Source organism: Paenibacillus sp. Lou8.1 (assembly GCF_024213565.1).
Lineage (GTDB): Bacteria > Bacillota > Bacilli > Paenibacillales > Paenibacillaceae > Paenibacillus > Paenibacillus polymyxa_B.
This window is the reverse complement of the sequence record NZ_JANAVN010000009.1, coordinates 242,599-256,420: the sequence shown is the minus strand read 5'-3', so window position 1 is coordinate 256,420 and position 13,822 is coordinate 242,599. Positions and strand designations below refer to the sequence as shown.

Annotated in this window: 13 protein-coding genes; 5 read left to right on the top strand and 8 right to left on the bottom strand. The window is 47.7% G+C overall.

Going from position 1 to position 13,822, the window contains the following annotated elements:
• Positions 1 to 2 precede the first annotated feature (2 nt).
• Positions 3 to 497: a large conductance mechanosensitive channel protein MscL gene (mscL, locus tag NLX78_RS15160; RefSeq protein ID WP_061831079.1), complete on the top strand. Its 495-nt coding sequence runs from the start codon at positions 3 to 5 to the stop codon at positions 495 to 497.
• Positions 498 to 582: 85 nt separating this feature from the next.
• On the opposite strand, the gene NLX78_RS15155 is transcribed toward mscL, so the two are convergent.
• Together NLX78_RS15155 and NLX78_RS15150 are read right to left on the bottom strand one after the other, a co-directional pair.
• Complete coding sequence (locus NLX78_RS15155) at positions 583 to 1,284, bottom strand: histidine phosphatase family protein (RefSeq protein ID WP_367988263.1); 702 nt, start codon at positions 1,282 to 1,284, stop codon at positions 583 to 585.
• 79 nt (positions 1,285 to 1,363) lie between these two features.
• Positions 1,364 to 1,657: a hypothetical protein gene (locus NLX78_RS15150; protein ID WP_069291005.1), complete on the bottom strand. Its 294-nt coding sequence runs from the start codon at positions 1,655 to 1,657 to the stop codon at positions 1,364 to 1,366.
• Positions 1,658 to 1,829: 172 nt separating this feature from the next.
• Between NLX78_RS15150 and NLX78_RS15145 the strand changes: the two genes are divergently transcribed.
• Positions 1,830 to 2,462: an NUDIX hydrolase gene (locus NLX78_RS15145; protein ID WP_250259522.1), complete on the top strand. Its 633-nt coding sequence runs from the start codon at positions 1,830 to 1,832 to the stop codon at positions 2,460 to 2,462.
• Between the two features lie 7 nt (positions 2,463 to 2,469).
• On the opposite strand, the gene NLX78_RS15140 is transcribed toward NLX78_RS15145, so the two are convergent.
• The 3 genes from NLX78_RS15140 to NLX78_RS15130 form a co-directional block, all read right to left on the bottom strand.
• Positions 2,470 to 3,258 carry a TrmB family transcriptional regulator gene (locus tag NLX78_RS15140; protein WP_069292056.1) on the bottom strand — a complete coding sequence of 263 codons (789 nt, stop codon included), beginning with the start codon at positions 3,256 to 3,258 and terminating at the stop codon, positions 2,470 to 2,472.
• 65 nt (positions 3,259 to 3,323) lie between these two features.
• Complete coding sequence (locus NLX78_RS15135; protein WP_254350843.1) at positions 3,324 to 4,175, bottom strand: zinc ribbon domain-containing protein; 852 nt, start codon at positions 4,173 to 4,175, stop codon at positions 3,324 to 3,326.
• Between the two features lie 2 nt (positions 4,176 to 4,177).
• Positions 4,178 to 4,336, bottom strand: coding sequence for a hypothetical protein (locus NLX78_RS15130; RefSeq protein WP_254350842.1), 159 nt, complete (start codon positions 4,334 to 4,336; stop codon positions 4,178 to 4,180).
• A 149-nt stretch (positions 4,337 to 4,485) separates the two neighbouring features.
• On the opposite strand from NLX78_RS15130, the gene NLX78_RS15125 reads away from it, so the two are divergent.
• Positions 4,486 to 6,906 (top strand): UvrD-helicase domain-containing protein, encoded by a 2,421-nt coding sequence (locus NLX78_RS15125; protein WP_254350841.1) that lies wholly within the window; start codon positions 4,486 to 4,488, stop codon positions 6,904 to 6,906.
• A gap of 271 nt (positions 6,907 to 7,177) precedes the next feature.
• On the opposite strand, the gene csaA is transcribed toward NLX78_RS15125, so the two are convergent.
• Both csaA and NLX78_RS15115 read right to left on the bottom strand, forming a co-directional pair.
• Entirely contained in the window at positions 7,178 to 7,510 is a 333-nt protein-coding gene (gene csaA, locus NLX78_RS15120) for a chaperone CsaA (RefSeq protein ID WP_069291001.1), read from the bottom strand.
• Positions 7,511 to 7,566: 56 nt separating this feature from the next.
• Positions 7,567 to 8,472, bottom strand: a complete 906-nt coding sequence (locus NLX78_RS15115) for a DMT family transporter (RefSeq protein WP_254350840.1) — start codon at positions 8,470 to 8,472, stop codon at positions 7,567 to 7,569.
• A 157-nt stretch (positions 8,473 to 8,629) separates the two neighbouring features.
• Between NLX78_RS15115 and NLX78_RS15110 the strand changes: the two genes are divergently transcribed.
• Together NLX78_RS15110 and NLX78_RS15105 are read left to right on the top strand one after the other, a co-directional pair.
• Entirely contained in the window at positions 8,630 to 9,523 is an 894-nt protein-coding gene (locus tag NLX78_RS15110; protein WP_069290999.1) for an AraC family transcriptional regulator, read from the top strand.
• A gap of 325 nt (positions 9,524 to 9,848) precedes the next feature.
• Positions 9,849 to 11,819 carry a glycosyl hydrolase gene (locus NLX78_RS15105; protein ID WP_250259527.1) on the top strand — a complete coding sequence of 657 codons (1,971 nt, stop codon included), beginning with the start codon at positions 9,849 to 9,851 and terminating at the stop codon, positions 11,817 to 11,819.
• A 318-nt stretch (positions 11,820 to 12,137) separates the two neighbouring features.
• Here the strand turns inward: NLX78_RS15105 and NLX78_RS15100 are convergent, their stop codons facing one another.
• Positions 12,138 to 13,817, bottom strand: a complete 1,680-nt coding sequence (locus NLX78_RS15100) for an ABC transporter substrate-binding protein (protein WP_254350839.1) — start codon at positions 13,815 to 13,817, stop codon at positions 12,138 to 12,140.
• Positions 13,818 to 13,822: the final 5 nt, after the last annotated feature.

Genomic DNA, 13,822 nt, shown 5'->3' with positions numbered 1-13,822 from the left:
ACATGAGCGGAAAAGGTATTATAAAAGAATTTAAAGAATTCGCTGTACGGGGTAACGTGATTGACCTCGCGGTCGGTGTTATCATCGGTGGAGCGTTTGGCAAGATTGTCACTTCTGTGGTAAACGATATTATCATGCCTCCGATTGGTAAACTTCTGGGCGGCATGAATTTTCCAGACTTGTATGTAGCTTTACAAAATGCCGATCCTGTAAATGCTGACGGTACACGCATGACTTTGGCACAGGCCAAAGAAACAGGGATTGCGGTCCTCGCCTATGGGCAGTTCATTAACGTCCTGCTGGACTTCCTGATCGTGGCCTTCTGTGTGTTCATGCTGGTCAAGGGAATTAACATGCTGAAACGCAAAGAGGAAGAAAAACCTCCTCAGGAAAAAACGATTAAGGAATGTCCACATTGCCTATCCGAAATTCCTGTAGCCGCTACCCGTTGCGCGCATTGCACCTCCAAGCTGGAAGGGTACGTCGAAGCACGCTGACTCAACCCACACCTATATGACTATAACAAACGGCTTAAGACGGTATACCGTCTTAAGCCGTTTTGGTATGGTGTAGGAGATCTGATTAGTTGAAATTGGTGATAATGCCACGGGGTCTGACGGGCAAGCCCTCAGCGTACAGATGGGAAACATCACCGAAGCCGATGCAACGGGGAACTGCCCATTCCTGGGAGCGCTCATCAAACAAGATCGTGGTTACGGAGCTAGGCGGCATCCAAAAACCGGACCAGACCAAAGCCAATGGCAGCTCCAACAGATGAGCAAGCCAGGTCAGCCCGAAGCCGCCATGACAAAATACGGCCACCTGATCTTCGGTATGCTTCAGAATCCGGTACCTGCCCTCCACCCGCTCAAAGCCTTGCCGTTTCAGGAATTCATCAGAATGAAGCTTCAGCTGTTCGAAGGCTTCGGGACTCTTCGTTCCCTGATAATAGGAAATCTCCTGCCAAGAGTCATGAGTCGGCAGGGGTAACTCGGAACGGATCACTTCACCAGGCAAATCCCAATGGGAAAGACGGCCGTATGGAGTTTCCTCCAGCTTTAGGGCCAGCTCCTGCGTCCAGTGTTCCACTTCATGAGTCATACCCAAAGACTCGGCAGTGTAGTGCATCGTATCCAAAGCCCGCCCCAAAGGAGAGGCATAAATTCGATCCAGTCCGTGACTGGAAAGCCGTTTGGCCAGTGCCTGGGCTTCCAAATGCCCCTCCGGCGTGATGGTGTTGTTGGGGTAATCGGGGTCTGCGTGTCGGATAATATACAATCTCATCATTGGTTCTCCGTTCCTATGAATGGCGACAGGATCGCTTTATCTCATTCCATCGATTAGTTCTCCTGATCTTTAACGTTTAATGTTTATTCAGCAAATTTTCCAAAATCGCGCGCAAATCCCTGTCTTCCTGGTAGACTTCCTCACCCGTATCCAGCTCAATAACCCGGATATATGTATAATTGGCTCTGACATCGACTGGTTTAAAAATCAATTCCTCCGGATTGTCTGGACGGACATCATAGCCCATATTTTTGAACATATCCGTGATTTGATCAATCCCCGGCTTGCCCCCACTTTCCAGCATAATTAACCCACGAAGTTCCTTGGGTTCCTCCGGATGCATGACTCGAAAATGTACTATACATTCCATGTAAAATCGCTCCTTTCAATCGTAAACCTGTGTGATGTTGCAAATCCTCATGTTCCCAGCATACCCCAAATGCCACTCCACATTCCACACCCGCCTTCATATCGTCAGGAAGGAAAACACGTTATACTGTAAAGTAGACCTTTGATTTCTGCTTACTATAGGAGGAACCACGATGACTAGCGAGCTTCTGGATATCTACGATGATGAAGACAACCCCCTTGGCACAGCTTCCCGACAAGACGCACATGCCAAGGGATACTGGCACCATACCTTTCACTGCTGGCTAGCACGAGACACTTCGATAGGCCGTCGCTTACTATTCCAACAGCGTCAGGATACGAAGGACACCTTCCCTGGATGCTACGATATTACAGCAGCCGGTCACTTGACGGCAGGCGAAGATATGTCTCAGGCGGCTCGTGAGCTGGAGGAAGAACTGGGTATTCATGTGCCCTTTGCCTCATTAACACCGCTGATGACCGTTCGGTATGAAAGCAAAGGTACCGCACAGGGTACCTCTTTTTGGGACCGGGAGGTTAGCTCGGTGTTTGGACTGCTATCGAACCAGCCATTGGAAGCTTATCACCTCCAGCAAGAAGAAGTAGCCGGACTGTACGAAGCAGATCTTAACCAAGCACTGGCCCTTTTTGAAGGCCATATTCCCTTTATCGAAGCCCAAGGCATTACGTCGGGGCCGAATCCAGAAAAAACTCGCCGCCTGATTACATCGGATCAATTCGTGCCTCATAAGGCGGGCTATATTACATCTATATGCCGGGCACTGATGGAACTTCCTAGCCGGTAATCTTAAGCTATTCTCCAGCTGACATATATTTGCCGATAATGCCTTCATACCGCCAGCCATACCGGGTCGACAGCTCTCTGCCCATATCATGCTCCAGCTCATACAGAATAAGATCCTGAGCAAAATGATTAAGCAGCAGGCCTGTCATTACCGGATGCTCGGTAATAAGCGCCTGTGTCGGGCAATTCTCTCCCCGCATACCCAGCATGCACCAACGCCGATCAATAACAAAAGAAAACTTGCGCCCTGCTGGTTCCTGTCCGTCTGTACCAGACCTAAGCGATAACCACGGTCCCATCATGCTTTCTCCGTTATCGCAGGACCAGAGCAGACGCACACCTCGACTCTCGGCTTTCTCCAACTCTGTCCGCAGCAGTTCGGCTTCCTCGCGCCACAAATCCAACACAATCTCATGCTCTGCCCGTTCCAACTCACGTGTCAGACTTTCCAGTACCTTCCGGTCACCTTCCGCGTTATAAAAGGTCGGCTTGGTTGGTTCTGTTCGTGGCATTTCCTTCTCCACCGCACGCAGGGACTCCTGCATCTGCCCTTCGATCATCCGGGTCAATTCACCCGGTGGCAGCATGCTGTAACGAACAGGCTCTCCAGCACTGGTTCTGAGGTATCCCTGCCCGGCCAAACGCTGTAAAGCCGCGTACACGTTGGAGCGCGATGCGCCCAGACGCTTAGCCACTTCATAGCCGGAAGCCGCATTTTGCCTCGAAAGCTCGACCATAACCTTGGCTTCCATTTCCGTAAAACCCAGATTCCGCAGATGATGCAGCAAACGCTCCATATATTCTGTTCCCCCTATGCTGCCCGGCGTTATGTCTGTGTCCTGCAGCAGCCTGTTCGGCTGCGTTAAATCTGTTCAGCTCCGCAACGCGGGCACCACTTGGACCCTTTGGGTAGTTCTGCGGTGCAGATTTGGCATTTTACATTCTCACGTACTTGTGCAGACGGCGTTGCCGGCTTATCAGCCCCGGAGTTGTTGGCCTTCCAATATCGAATCCGCTCGTCCAGCTCCTCCTGACGCTCACGCTCACGTGCCAGTTCTTCAAGACGACGGTGTTCTTTTTCCAGATCTTCCTGGCGACGGCGCTCCCACTCAGCGTCGAATGCCGCTTTTTCCTCCGGTGTAAAATCAGATACTGTGTAATCGCGGTCTAGTCCCGCTGGTTCGTGTGTTTCATACCGCTCATCCTGTTCCTGTTCATGCCGATCGACTACTTCATGTTCTGCATACTCCGTGTAAGCAGGCGTAGCATCCTTCACTACCTCTGGCTTGCGCAGATCAAAAGAATAGACGTCCGTTGGCACCTCTTCACGCACAGCAGCCACCTGCTTGGAGGCAGCCTGTCCTTCATTCAGCTTGCGTCCGCATTTGGGGCAAAAGTTGGCATCCAGTGGCACAACTGCTCCACAGGTGCATAAATGAGCGTTTTTTAATTCTGCAATTCTACTGCGCAGCTCGTCAATTTCATCCTGAAGCTCATCACATGCGGTGGATAGCTGTGTCATCTCGGTTTCTGCCACCGACATGTCGGATGCGCGGTAACCTTCGTAAAAGATCTGACCCATTCGCAAGAAATGAACATCCATTTCCTGCTGAATCGTTGTAATTTGTGAATTGATCTTACTAATCTCGACAGCATGCTGCGCCTTTTCTGTTGCGCGATTAGCGCCTTCCTTTATACGTTGAATCAGCTTCATCGTTATTTCCTCCCCATATCCAGCCGGATTTCACTGTACCGTCCGTATATCCCAAAGTTTTTTTCTGTTGGCAAACGTCGAACTCCTGTATAATGGAATGCGGTCATATCGCCTGTTTGAAGGCTATAGGCATTAGCGTCAACGTATTGACGTTCTGTCACTCCGGCATGATCCGCATGAATTTCAGCATTATTTTAGTCCATCGCCTTGTTCTTTTCGTCAGCTAAAGCTGACTAGAACTCTATCATACCAAAAACTACCCCCATTTGTGAAAATGGAAGATTTTAAGAACGAAAGGGGTTTCAGGATTATGGACCCAAATCCTTCTTTTTACCCCCGACCCATCGGGGTTCCTTACTCAACGTCGAGCCCTCAGGCACGTCGTGCTTCCATGGATACCAGTATGACGCTGGTGCCTGACACCGACCAAGACTCGGCCTATTTTCGTGCTTTAGAGAACGCCGGCATTCACCTGAACCGCCCGCAGATCCAGGCCGTCCGACACGGCAAAGGCCCCCTTCTGACCCTTGCAGGGGCGGGCTGCGGCAAAACCACAGTGCTGGCTGCCCGCGCAGGCTACCTCATGGCGATGCGGGATGTCCCTGCATCGTCCATTCTGCTGGTGACCTTCACCAGCAAGGCAGCTGCCGAAATGAAATTGCGCATCGCGGGATTACCCGGTGTGCGCCCTGCTGCTGCACGTGCAGTTCAGGCTCGCACGTTTCACTCATTCGCTTTGGCGATGCTGCGTCATCGCGGCGTGCAAGATGAAGTGTTCGGTGAAACGCAGGCCCAGCATACCGTCATGAAAATGATGCTGCGTCAGCTTGGGCTTAGCGAGGCTTTCCAACCGGAAAGCCTGCTGTCTGCCCTCTCCGCCTGGAAAGCGGAAGGCCGCAGCGCGGACGAGCTGCCGGAAACCGTACGCGAGGAATCGGATGCAAAGCGTGCCATGCTCGCTTATGAAGTGTGGAAACAGGAGCGCAATAAAATGGATTTTGACGATATTCTGCTGCGTGCCTCCGCACTGCTGCGTGACCCGGATGTGCTTCAGCCGCTTCAGCGACGTTTTTCACATATCATGGTCGATGAATTTCAGGATACGAATGCCCTGCAATATGAGATGGTGCAGCGATTGGCTGCCCGACATCGCAATCTGATGGTCGTCGGAGATGATGATCAGACGATCTATACCTTTAATGGGGCACGCCAGGAATCCATTCTGGAGTTTGACAAGGTCTATAAGGATGCAAAGGTCATTACCCTGGATATTAATTATCGCAGCGATGCGCGGATTTTGGGGCTGGGCTCTAACATTGTCGCCAAAAATGTTCATCGACGCTCCAAACGTCTTTCGGCTGCCGGGCGTGAAGGCTTGCCGCCGCAGTTTGCCACCCCATCCGGACCCGAGGAGGAGGCGGGGCATATTGTTACTCATCTACTCGGGCAGGTAGAGGAAGGTCGGCTGCGCTACCGGGATATCGCTATTTTGCACCGGACAGCCAGCGGAAGCCGATCTATTTTTGAGCAATTAATTATGCGGGATGTCCCATTTATTCAGTACGGAGCAGGGGCTGTATTTTATGATCAGTCCCTGATTCGTCCCTTAATGGATCACCTGCGCTTGTCGCTAAATCCCCGGCGTATGGAATCCATTCCGAGCACCCTCGGGCCGCTGTACGTATCCCGTGAGGCGGGGATGGAATGGATTATGCGCGAGGAGAAACAGCAGGCTAAAAAATACCCGCTGATTCATCTCAGCCGCTGGGATCGACTACGTGATTTTCAGCGTGAGCAGGTGAAAGAGCGTATTCGTCTGATTCGCAGTCTCACTACAATGAAACCTGCCTATGCCATTCAAGAAATGCGGCGCGTCTTTTATGACAAATATTTGGAAAGCGGAGATACGGGCGCGTGGACTCATTATAAGGAAACGATGCAAGAAAGTCTGGAGGAGCTCGAAACGGCAGCCAAGCGCTTTGACACCGTGGAGGCGTTCGTCAGCTTTGCGGACGAGCTTTCCGAGCGTCACCGCCAAATGGAATCGCTGCGCAGAGAAGAAGACAGCGATGCTGTTCGGCTCATGACGATCCACCGCGCCAAAGGGCTGGAATTCCCTTGCGTATATTGGATCGGAGCCAGCGAGGGCATTCTGCCGCACAGCTCGGCGCTGCACAGCGAGCTGCCGGAGGATCGGCGGGCAGGCGCCGCCCCGACTACGGCTGTGGATAACGATGCAGCGCTTGAAGAAGAGCGCCGCCTCGCTTACGTGGCCGTCACCCGGGCGAAGGAGTTGCTGTACATCACCTCTCCCGCCTCTAATCATGGCAAGCCTGCCGCCGTGTCACGCTTCCTGCTGGAAGCCTATGGGGTCACCCCTGAGGCTTCCAAGCCGGAAGCACGCCGCAGCAGCTTCGGCCAACCGAAGGGTGCTTCCGGGTATAGCAACCGTGCTGGATCGCCAGCGTCTGGCACAGCGACCCGCGTGAGCAGCAGGCCGGGACCAGGCAGCGCTACGATACGGACGACCTCGTCGGTGACAGGGTCTCCGGCGGAGCCACGCATCAACGTGCCCGTGTGGAAATGCACCGACGGTGCCTGCAAAGCGTGGATGCGTCGCGACACAACAAGCGGACGCCGTACAAGCGCGGCTAGCACAGGCACGCCGCCGGTGTGCCCGCTCTGCGCCTCCCCGATGACAGAGGGGACACGCAGCATCCCAGCCAGATAGGCAGAAGGCGCATAGCTGGTATGGAGAATTGTTCTTTTACTGGACTGGTGACACTCGTGATTTCCAGCCTACCTGTTGCAGATTATTAATGAATCAAAAAAGTTAAGTTGTAGACAGACCAATAAAAGAAAAGGCGGCAGACTAGGATATGAAAATAAAATCCTCGTCTGCCGCTATCTGTTTTAACTTGCTATCGAACGATCGTATCCCGTTAGTTCAATGCCTTGCCTGTTGTGAAGTTATATATTTTAATGATTAAACAAGCGTTCCATCACCCAATAGGTGTTCCGTCAGGTAGTTTGGTATCTGGTTTCAATAGAACCACATCCCCCTTTTCGGGTATTCCTCCAAGGACCAATACCTCTGACTTAAAGCCTGCTATCCGTCGAGGTGGAAAGTTGACTACACCTATGATTTGTTCCCCTATAATATCTTCAGCCACATATCTTTTTGTAATTTGTGCACTCGAAGCTTTTATTCCGATATCTTGTCCAAAATCAATTTCAAGTTTAATAGCAGGTACTTTTGCTTCTGCAAAAAATTCAGCTTTAATTATGGTTCCAACTCGAATATCTAGTTTCAAAAAATCATCAATCGTTGCCATCTAAACATTCTCCTCATCGATTGTTTTCTTCAATTTCGCGATAATCAGTTTCAAATTTAATATTTTGCAACTGTAGTATACTTTAAAGATTTTGCCCAAAAATACATCCCCATACCGAATAAAGTCATGATTCCACCTATGAATTGAAATGCAGAGATTATTTCTCCCAAGAATAAGTAGGCGAGAATTATGGCAAGAATAGGCTCTCCAATAATACCAACTGAGACCGTAGTTGCACCCATTGATTTCAACAACAGATTAAAAATATATTGTCCAAAAATAGTTGGGATTACTGCAAGTAACAAGAAATACATCCAATCCGACGAGTCATATTTGATCAAGGCATAATGATTCAATAAATTGTAGACCAGCATGACGCTGCCACCAATAAAAAAAACAATAACACTATATACATTTGCATTTATTTTGTGACTTACTTTCTGTCCTGCCAACATATATGCTGAAACCAAAATTGTTCCTACTAAAGATAATCCATCTCCGATTAATGCCTCTCTCGAAATCCCAATGTCTCCCCAAGCTATAATGATTGAACCGACAAGAGCGGCGATCAAACAAAGAAGGGTCAATATGTTTGCTCGTTCTCTGAACATAAAGTATGAACCCATCATTACAAATAAAGGCTGTAACGATAGAATGACCATGGAGCTCGCAACTGAGGTATATACTAAAGATTCCATCCAGAATAAGAAATATAACCCGAGAAAAAGACCCGCTATGAAAACGGTACTCCAATCTTTTTTGTTCATTTCTAAGGAACGGAACATTTTCCAAGGTACAAAAGGAAGCATTATGAGTACTGACATATACAATCTGTACATCCCAGCCACAGAGGTTGGAGTATCGGAGGATTTTATCATGATGGATGAGATAGAAACAGACAATATGCTGATTAAAAGCAAGATATACGGATGAAACGGTAACGACGATTGATTTATTTTCACATGTACGCCTCCAAGATGTCTTATCCAATCGCCTGTGCACAGGATTGTAATGATAAGCCGAAGATCTGGTATAATAATATCACCACTCTTATTTTATTTGTGTAACTATATCTTTAATTTATATAGAAATATCGTCATCAGAAAGGACCTCGCTAAAATGGAAAAACAATTGCATGAGACCATTCTATATCCCGATGTTTCATTTCCATACATCATGTACACCCATACTATTCATGCAAGTAATCCTGAAGGTAGAGGATTCAACGATTTACATTGGCATGAGGAACTACAAATCACTTTGGTAACCAAAGGAAAGCTAGTGATACAAGTTAACGGGATTGATCATGAATTACAAACAGGTCAGGCCATTTTAATTAATAAAGGTGTTCTTCACGTTACTACACACCTTACACATAACGGTCAATATGTCAGTTTTAATTTCCCTGAGAAGCTGTTGGCCTTTTATGCAGATAGTGCGATGGAAAAAAATTATGTACTTCCTTATACAAACTCTCTCTTATTGTCATTCGTAATCAAAGGAGATGTTGAATGGCAAATTCAAATACTGCAAATGCTTTGGGATATGAAACAGAAATTTGATATGAAAAAAAAGTGGGGCTGGGAATACGAGGTTTCCATCAAAACGGCACAATTATGGTTAGTCTTAATATCTAATATTTCGCTGTCTTCTGAGGAAGCACCTAAATACATGAAATTGCAACAGGAGCGACTTCAATTGATGCTCAGCTTTATCCATCAAAACTACTCAGACAATATAACACTGCAAGAAATTGCTGCTATAGCACATTTAAGTATTTCGGAATGCACTCGTAGTTTTAAGAGAACCATTCATATGACACCTTACGACTACTTAATTAAGTACCGTATCAAGAAAAGCAGCGAGTTATTAATTTCAACAGATTCTACAATAACTGAAATAGCCCACAGAGTGGGGTTCAATCATGTAAATCACTTCATTCAGTCTTTTAAGAAACATCATAAAAAAACACCTAAAGAATTCCGGAAATTTAGAAATGAATTCATCAATTAAGGAAGAATTCGTTCAGCAAATTTCGCCCAGACAAATTCAGAAGATATGAAGTTTGTTTACCATCGGAGTTAAAAATCCATAATTTAAGGATGATTTCTTCCGAAATTCATAGTATGGTTCCTGCCTCGCCTCTAATTTATGATGAAATTAAAGCGAGGTGATGAACTAAAAAATTTAAAAGGAAATATTGAAAACGCATACAAATAAAGATGCGATTATGGAAGCAGTTGTTTATTATTTAATTTTTTTATTTTTGAAAACGGTTTCTTCAATCTGCGCCGCAGGACAATTAAGGTGGTAACATCTAATTCAAGGAGTGAGTCATATGCCAGATCCGTGGAAAAGAAGATTTTTCCGTATTCTTAGTTTTGTTCTCTTATCTTTTTTGTTGGTATCTCTCGATTTAATTCCAAGCTTAGCAAAAGCAGAATCAACTAACTTGGTCACCCATGTTGAAGACGAAACGACGATGGGTGCAAGTCAAGATTTATCCACTAATGGCAAATCTCCTTCTACAGTTGTCAGCTCCAAAGATGCAATTATTCAAGGTTACGGCGTAGAAAAACGGGATACTCCCTATACCGGCGATACACTTTATAAAGGCGATGGCTATGTATCCTTCTTTTATGATTATGACCCAAATTCGGGCAAGTCTGACGGGACGGCTACGTTTAAAGTGAATGTGCCGACAGCAGGTCTATATAAGCTGAGCCTCGGTTACTATATTCCGGCGGACACCGGCTCCAAGGATACCAGCTTCGAGGTCAATGGTACAATGGCTGAAAGCATAACGCTGGTTCCCCCTCCGGGAGGTGCGGTTGTAAACGAGAAGTTGGTAAGCAAGATCATGTTGAATGCCGGTACAAACGAGGTTACTTTTTCAAGAGGCTGGGGATATTACGGGATCGAATACGTGAAGGTTGAATTCGCCAGTTTGCCTGCTACAAACAGCAAAATTGAAGCCGAAGACGGAGTCATTACTGGTGAGGTCAGCACCGAAACCGCCAGCACGGGCTATTCTGGTACCGGTTACGCAGCCTTTAAAGGCACAGGGTCGTTAACCCTTGCCTATAACGCAGCTTCAAGTGGCTTTTACAATATTGCAATCGGTTACAGTAATCCAAATAGTGACAAAAAGACCCATATGGTGGTCAACGGTCAGACAAGCGAAATATCCCTTCCGACAACAGCAAGCTATTCCGAGGTATCCGGCGGTAAAATCATGCTGAATTCGGGAAACAACACAATACAGTTCAATGTCGACTTGGGCCAGTATCATATCGACTACATCAAGCTGGCAGCAGTGCTCCCCCCGAAACTGCATCAGATTGAGAAAAAGCCGGTAAACCCGAATGCGACTGCGGAAACCAAGGCACTCATGAGTTATCTCGTGGATGTTTACGGGAACAAAATTCTTTCCGGTCAGCACACTCTGGAGGATGCCCAGTGGATTAAAGACCAAACTGGAAAGTATCCTGCGATGTTGTCAACGGACATGATGGATTACTCCCCCTCTCGCGTCGAGCATGGTGCCACCTCAACTGAGGTGGACAAGGCGATCCAATGGGCCAAAGAAGGTGGAATTGTCACGTTTGTATGGCACTGGAATGCCCCTAAGGGACTGCATGACATTCCAGGCAAAGAATGGTATCGCGGATTTTACACCGAGGCGACTACATTCGACGTTCAATATGCGCTTAATCATCCCAAGTCGGAAGAATATCAGCTAATCCTGCGGGACATTGATGCCATTGCCGCTCAGTTGAAACGCTTCCAAGACGCTCACGTTCCGGTGCTGTGGAGACCACTGCACGAGGCGGAAGGCAAATGGTTTTGGTGGGGCGCCCAAGGGCCAGACTCCGCCAAGCAGCTGTACCGTATCATGTACGACCGTCTAACACACTACCATCATCTGAACAATCTGATCTGGGTATGGAACTCCGAGAGCCCCGAATGGTATCCGGGGGACGATGTCGTCGATATTGTAAGTGTGGATATCTACAACCCGGCGGCTAATTATCACCCAAGTATCGGCAAGTACGACAGCTTGGTAAATCTCGTGCAAGGCAAGAAACTGGTTGGTCTGTCCGAAAACGGCCCGATTGGCGATCCCGAATTGCTTCAAGCATATTCAGCGCATTGGCTCTTTTTCACCACATGGACGGGCGATTTCGTCCGCAACGGACAATATAACTCCCTGGATCATCTCATAAAAGTGTTCAACAGCGATTACGTGATCACGAGGGATGAGCTTCCTCAAGACCTATTTACTTCCTCCAAGAATGAAGCGGAGTAAGGCGCTCTTACGGGGCTCACCGTACCACGGAAGGTAGCAGATACTTCGGACGATGGGTATGTGGCTGGATTCTGATAACAACGTCGACAAATTGGTAATTACTTTGAACGTGCCTGTAATTTTACCGTCCCACCCAGCACCATGAAGTAACGCATAAGCCTGCCCCTAACGAACAGCGGCCACCTCAGAAAATAACCGAGGCGGCCGCTGTTGGTTTGTAACTTGAACGAATGCAGTCTATAGCAAACCTTAATGAAAAAGGACCGTCTCCTCTCCAATTGGAAAGTGGAAACGGACCCGTTCTTTATGCAAAACGAATTAATTGGTGGACCATAGCTTAATCCGGTTTTGAATATGTTTGGTAAAGGATTGTTCCATTTCTTGTACTCCGGCTTTCTCCAGCTCTGCCATATAGGCATCCCAAACCTTATCGAAGTTCTCCGGCTTGGTCATGACAGCCTCCGGAATTCGTTTCCATGTAATATCCTTCATCTTGGCTCCGAGAATAACAGCCGGATCGTCATTGGGGAGAGACATCGTGTAGGCTGCTCCGTATGCTCTCGGTTGGAATTCTTCTTCTTTTGGGAATAGATCTTTCCAATGATCAATCTTATAGGCCTTTAGGACTTCCTTCTCCGACTTGTTATAAGTTGCTGTCAGCATCTCCGGATAACTACGAGTAAAGTAGTTGCCGGTGGAGTCCTTGATGCCATCACCATAATGGACCGACAAGTTCCAATATAGACCGATTCCAGATTCTTTTTGGAAAGCTGCATTGTCATTGTTCATCCGTTCCAGCACAGCCGGAATAATCGTCCGTTTGCCGTCTTTAACCGTGTAATGCTTTCCTTCAATCCCCCAATTATTCAGGATTTGCCCCTCTTCCGATGCCAGAAAGTCGAGGAACTGGATAGCGCGAACCGGGTCCTTGCACTTGCTAGAGATCGAGATTCCATATCCCCCATCAAAGCCAGGAAGCCAAAAGTTGGTGTCCTTATATTCCTTGCTCATGGTGACTGGATAATGACCGTATGTTTGGTCGAATTTGCCCTCCGCTTTTAGCGCATTTTGCCCGTCGCCATAGTCCCATTCTGGATCGGCAAGGCCAAGTACGCGGCCTGAAGCCACCTTCGCCTTAAACTGATCGGTCTTCTGCACGAAGCTTTCCGGATCAAGCAATCCAATGGAGTTCATGTGATTCAACCAGCGGAAATATTCCTTTTCTTCCGGTCGGCGGAAATGATAAGTCGCTTGGTGTGTTTTTTGATCAATGTAGTATTCGCCGTCGTCTGGTCCCCCGGTCGTTTGGAATCCTGAGTTTGTTACCTGGTACATATGCCAATCGTCGGCATTAAGGGACAATCCGATATTTTTATTGCCATTTTCGTCCGTCGGATGCTTGGTGATATAGTCCTTAATGACTTTTTCAAAATCCTGTACCGTACGAATGTCCGGGTATCCCGCTTCCTTGACGACACGATGCTGGAGTTTAAATCCCACGTCGGGTTTAATTTTTTTCTCCTCGACAGCGGACCAGGTCGGAATCACATAGATCGATGGGTCGTCCAAACTGTACTTTGTCCGAACAAGCTTGTCACCCAGCATTTTTTTGATGTTCGGTGCGTGCTTGTCGATCAAATCCGTCAAATCAATGATTGCGCCAGCATCGACAAGTTTGCCGACATCCGCCTTAGCAGCGATCAAATCAGGATAGTTTCCTGTGGCTGCAATCAACGAAATCTTTTGGACCGGGTCTCCGACAGCGAATTCAGCATCTAGAGTTACTCCGGTTTTTTCAGCGATGACCTTACCGACTTGATCCTTCATGCTATTCCAATTTGTGCTGGAGTCTTCCGAAAAATAAGTAAGTGTGATGTCTCCTGTTGTTACGGCCTTGGTAGCCTCAGACGGATTATTACCGCTGCACCCTGCAAGGGTCGCGACTAAAGTCAGTGACATTACGAAGGACAGGACCATTCTATTTTTTCTTGACTTCATGGAGC

Bases quoted from the DNA above. Each gene is read 5' to 3' on its own strand.
- mscL (WP_061831079.1), top strand. From the start codon at position 3: ATGAGCGGAAAAGGTATTATAAAAGAATTTAAAGAATTCGCTGTACGG.
- NLX78_RS15155 (WP_367988263.1), bottom strand. From the start codon at position 1,284: ATGAGATTGTATATTATCCGACACGCAGACCCCGATTACCCCAACAAC.
- NLX78_RS15150 (WP_069291005.1), bottom strand. From the start codon at position 1,657: ATGGAATGTATAGTACATTTTCGAGTCATGCATCCGGAGGAACCCAAG.
- NLX78_RS15145 (WP_250259522.1), top strand. From the start codon at position 1,830: ATGACTAGCGAGCTTCTGGATATCTACGATGATGAAGACAACCCCCTT.
- NLX78_RS15140 (WP_069292056.1), bottom strand. From the start codon at position 3,258: ATGGAGCGTTTGCTGCATCATCTGCGGAATCTGGGTTTTACGGAAATG.
- NLX78_RS15135 (WP_254350843.1), bottom strand. From the start codon at position 4,175: ATGAAGCTGATTCAACGTATAAAGGAAGGCGCTAATCGCGCAACAGAA.
- NLX78_RS15125 (WP_254350841.1), top strand. From the start codon at position 4,486: ATGGACCCAAATCCTTCTTTTTACCCCCGACCCATCGGGGTTCCTTAC.
- csaA (WP_069291001.1), bottom strand. From the start codon at position 7,510: ATGGCAACGATTGATGATTTTTTGAAACTAGATATTCGAGTTGGAACC.
- NLX78_RS15110 (WP_069290999.1), top strand. From the start codon at position 8,630: ATGGAAAAACAATTGCATGAGACCATTCTATATCCCGATGTTTCATTT.
- NLX78_RS15105 (WP_250259527.1), top strand. From the start codon at position 9,849: ATGCCAGATCCGTGGAAAAGAAGATTTTTCCGTATTCTTAGTTTTGTT.
- NLX78_RS15100 (WP_254350839.1), bottom strand. From the start codon at position 13,817: ATGAAGTCAAGAAAAAATAGAATGGTCCTGTCCTTCGTAATGTCACTG.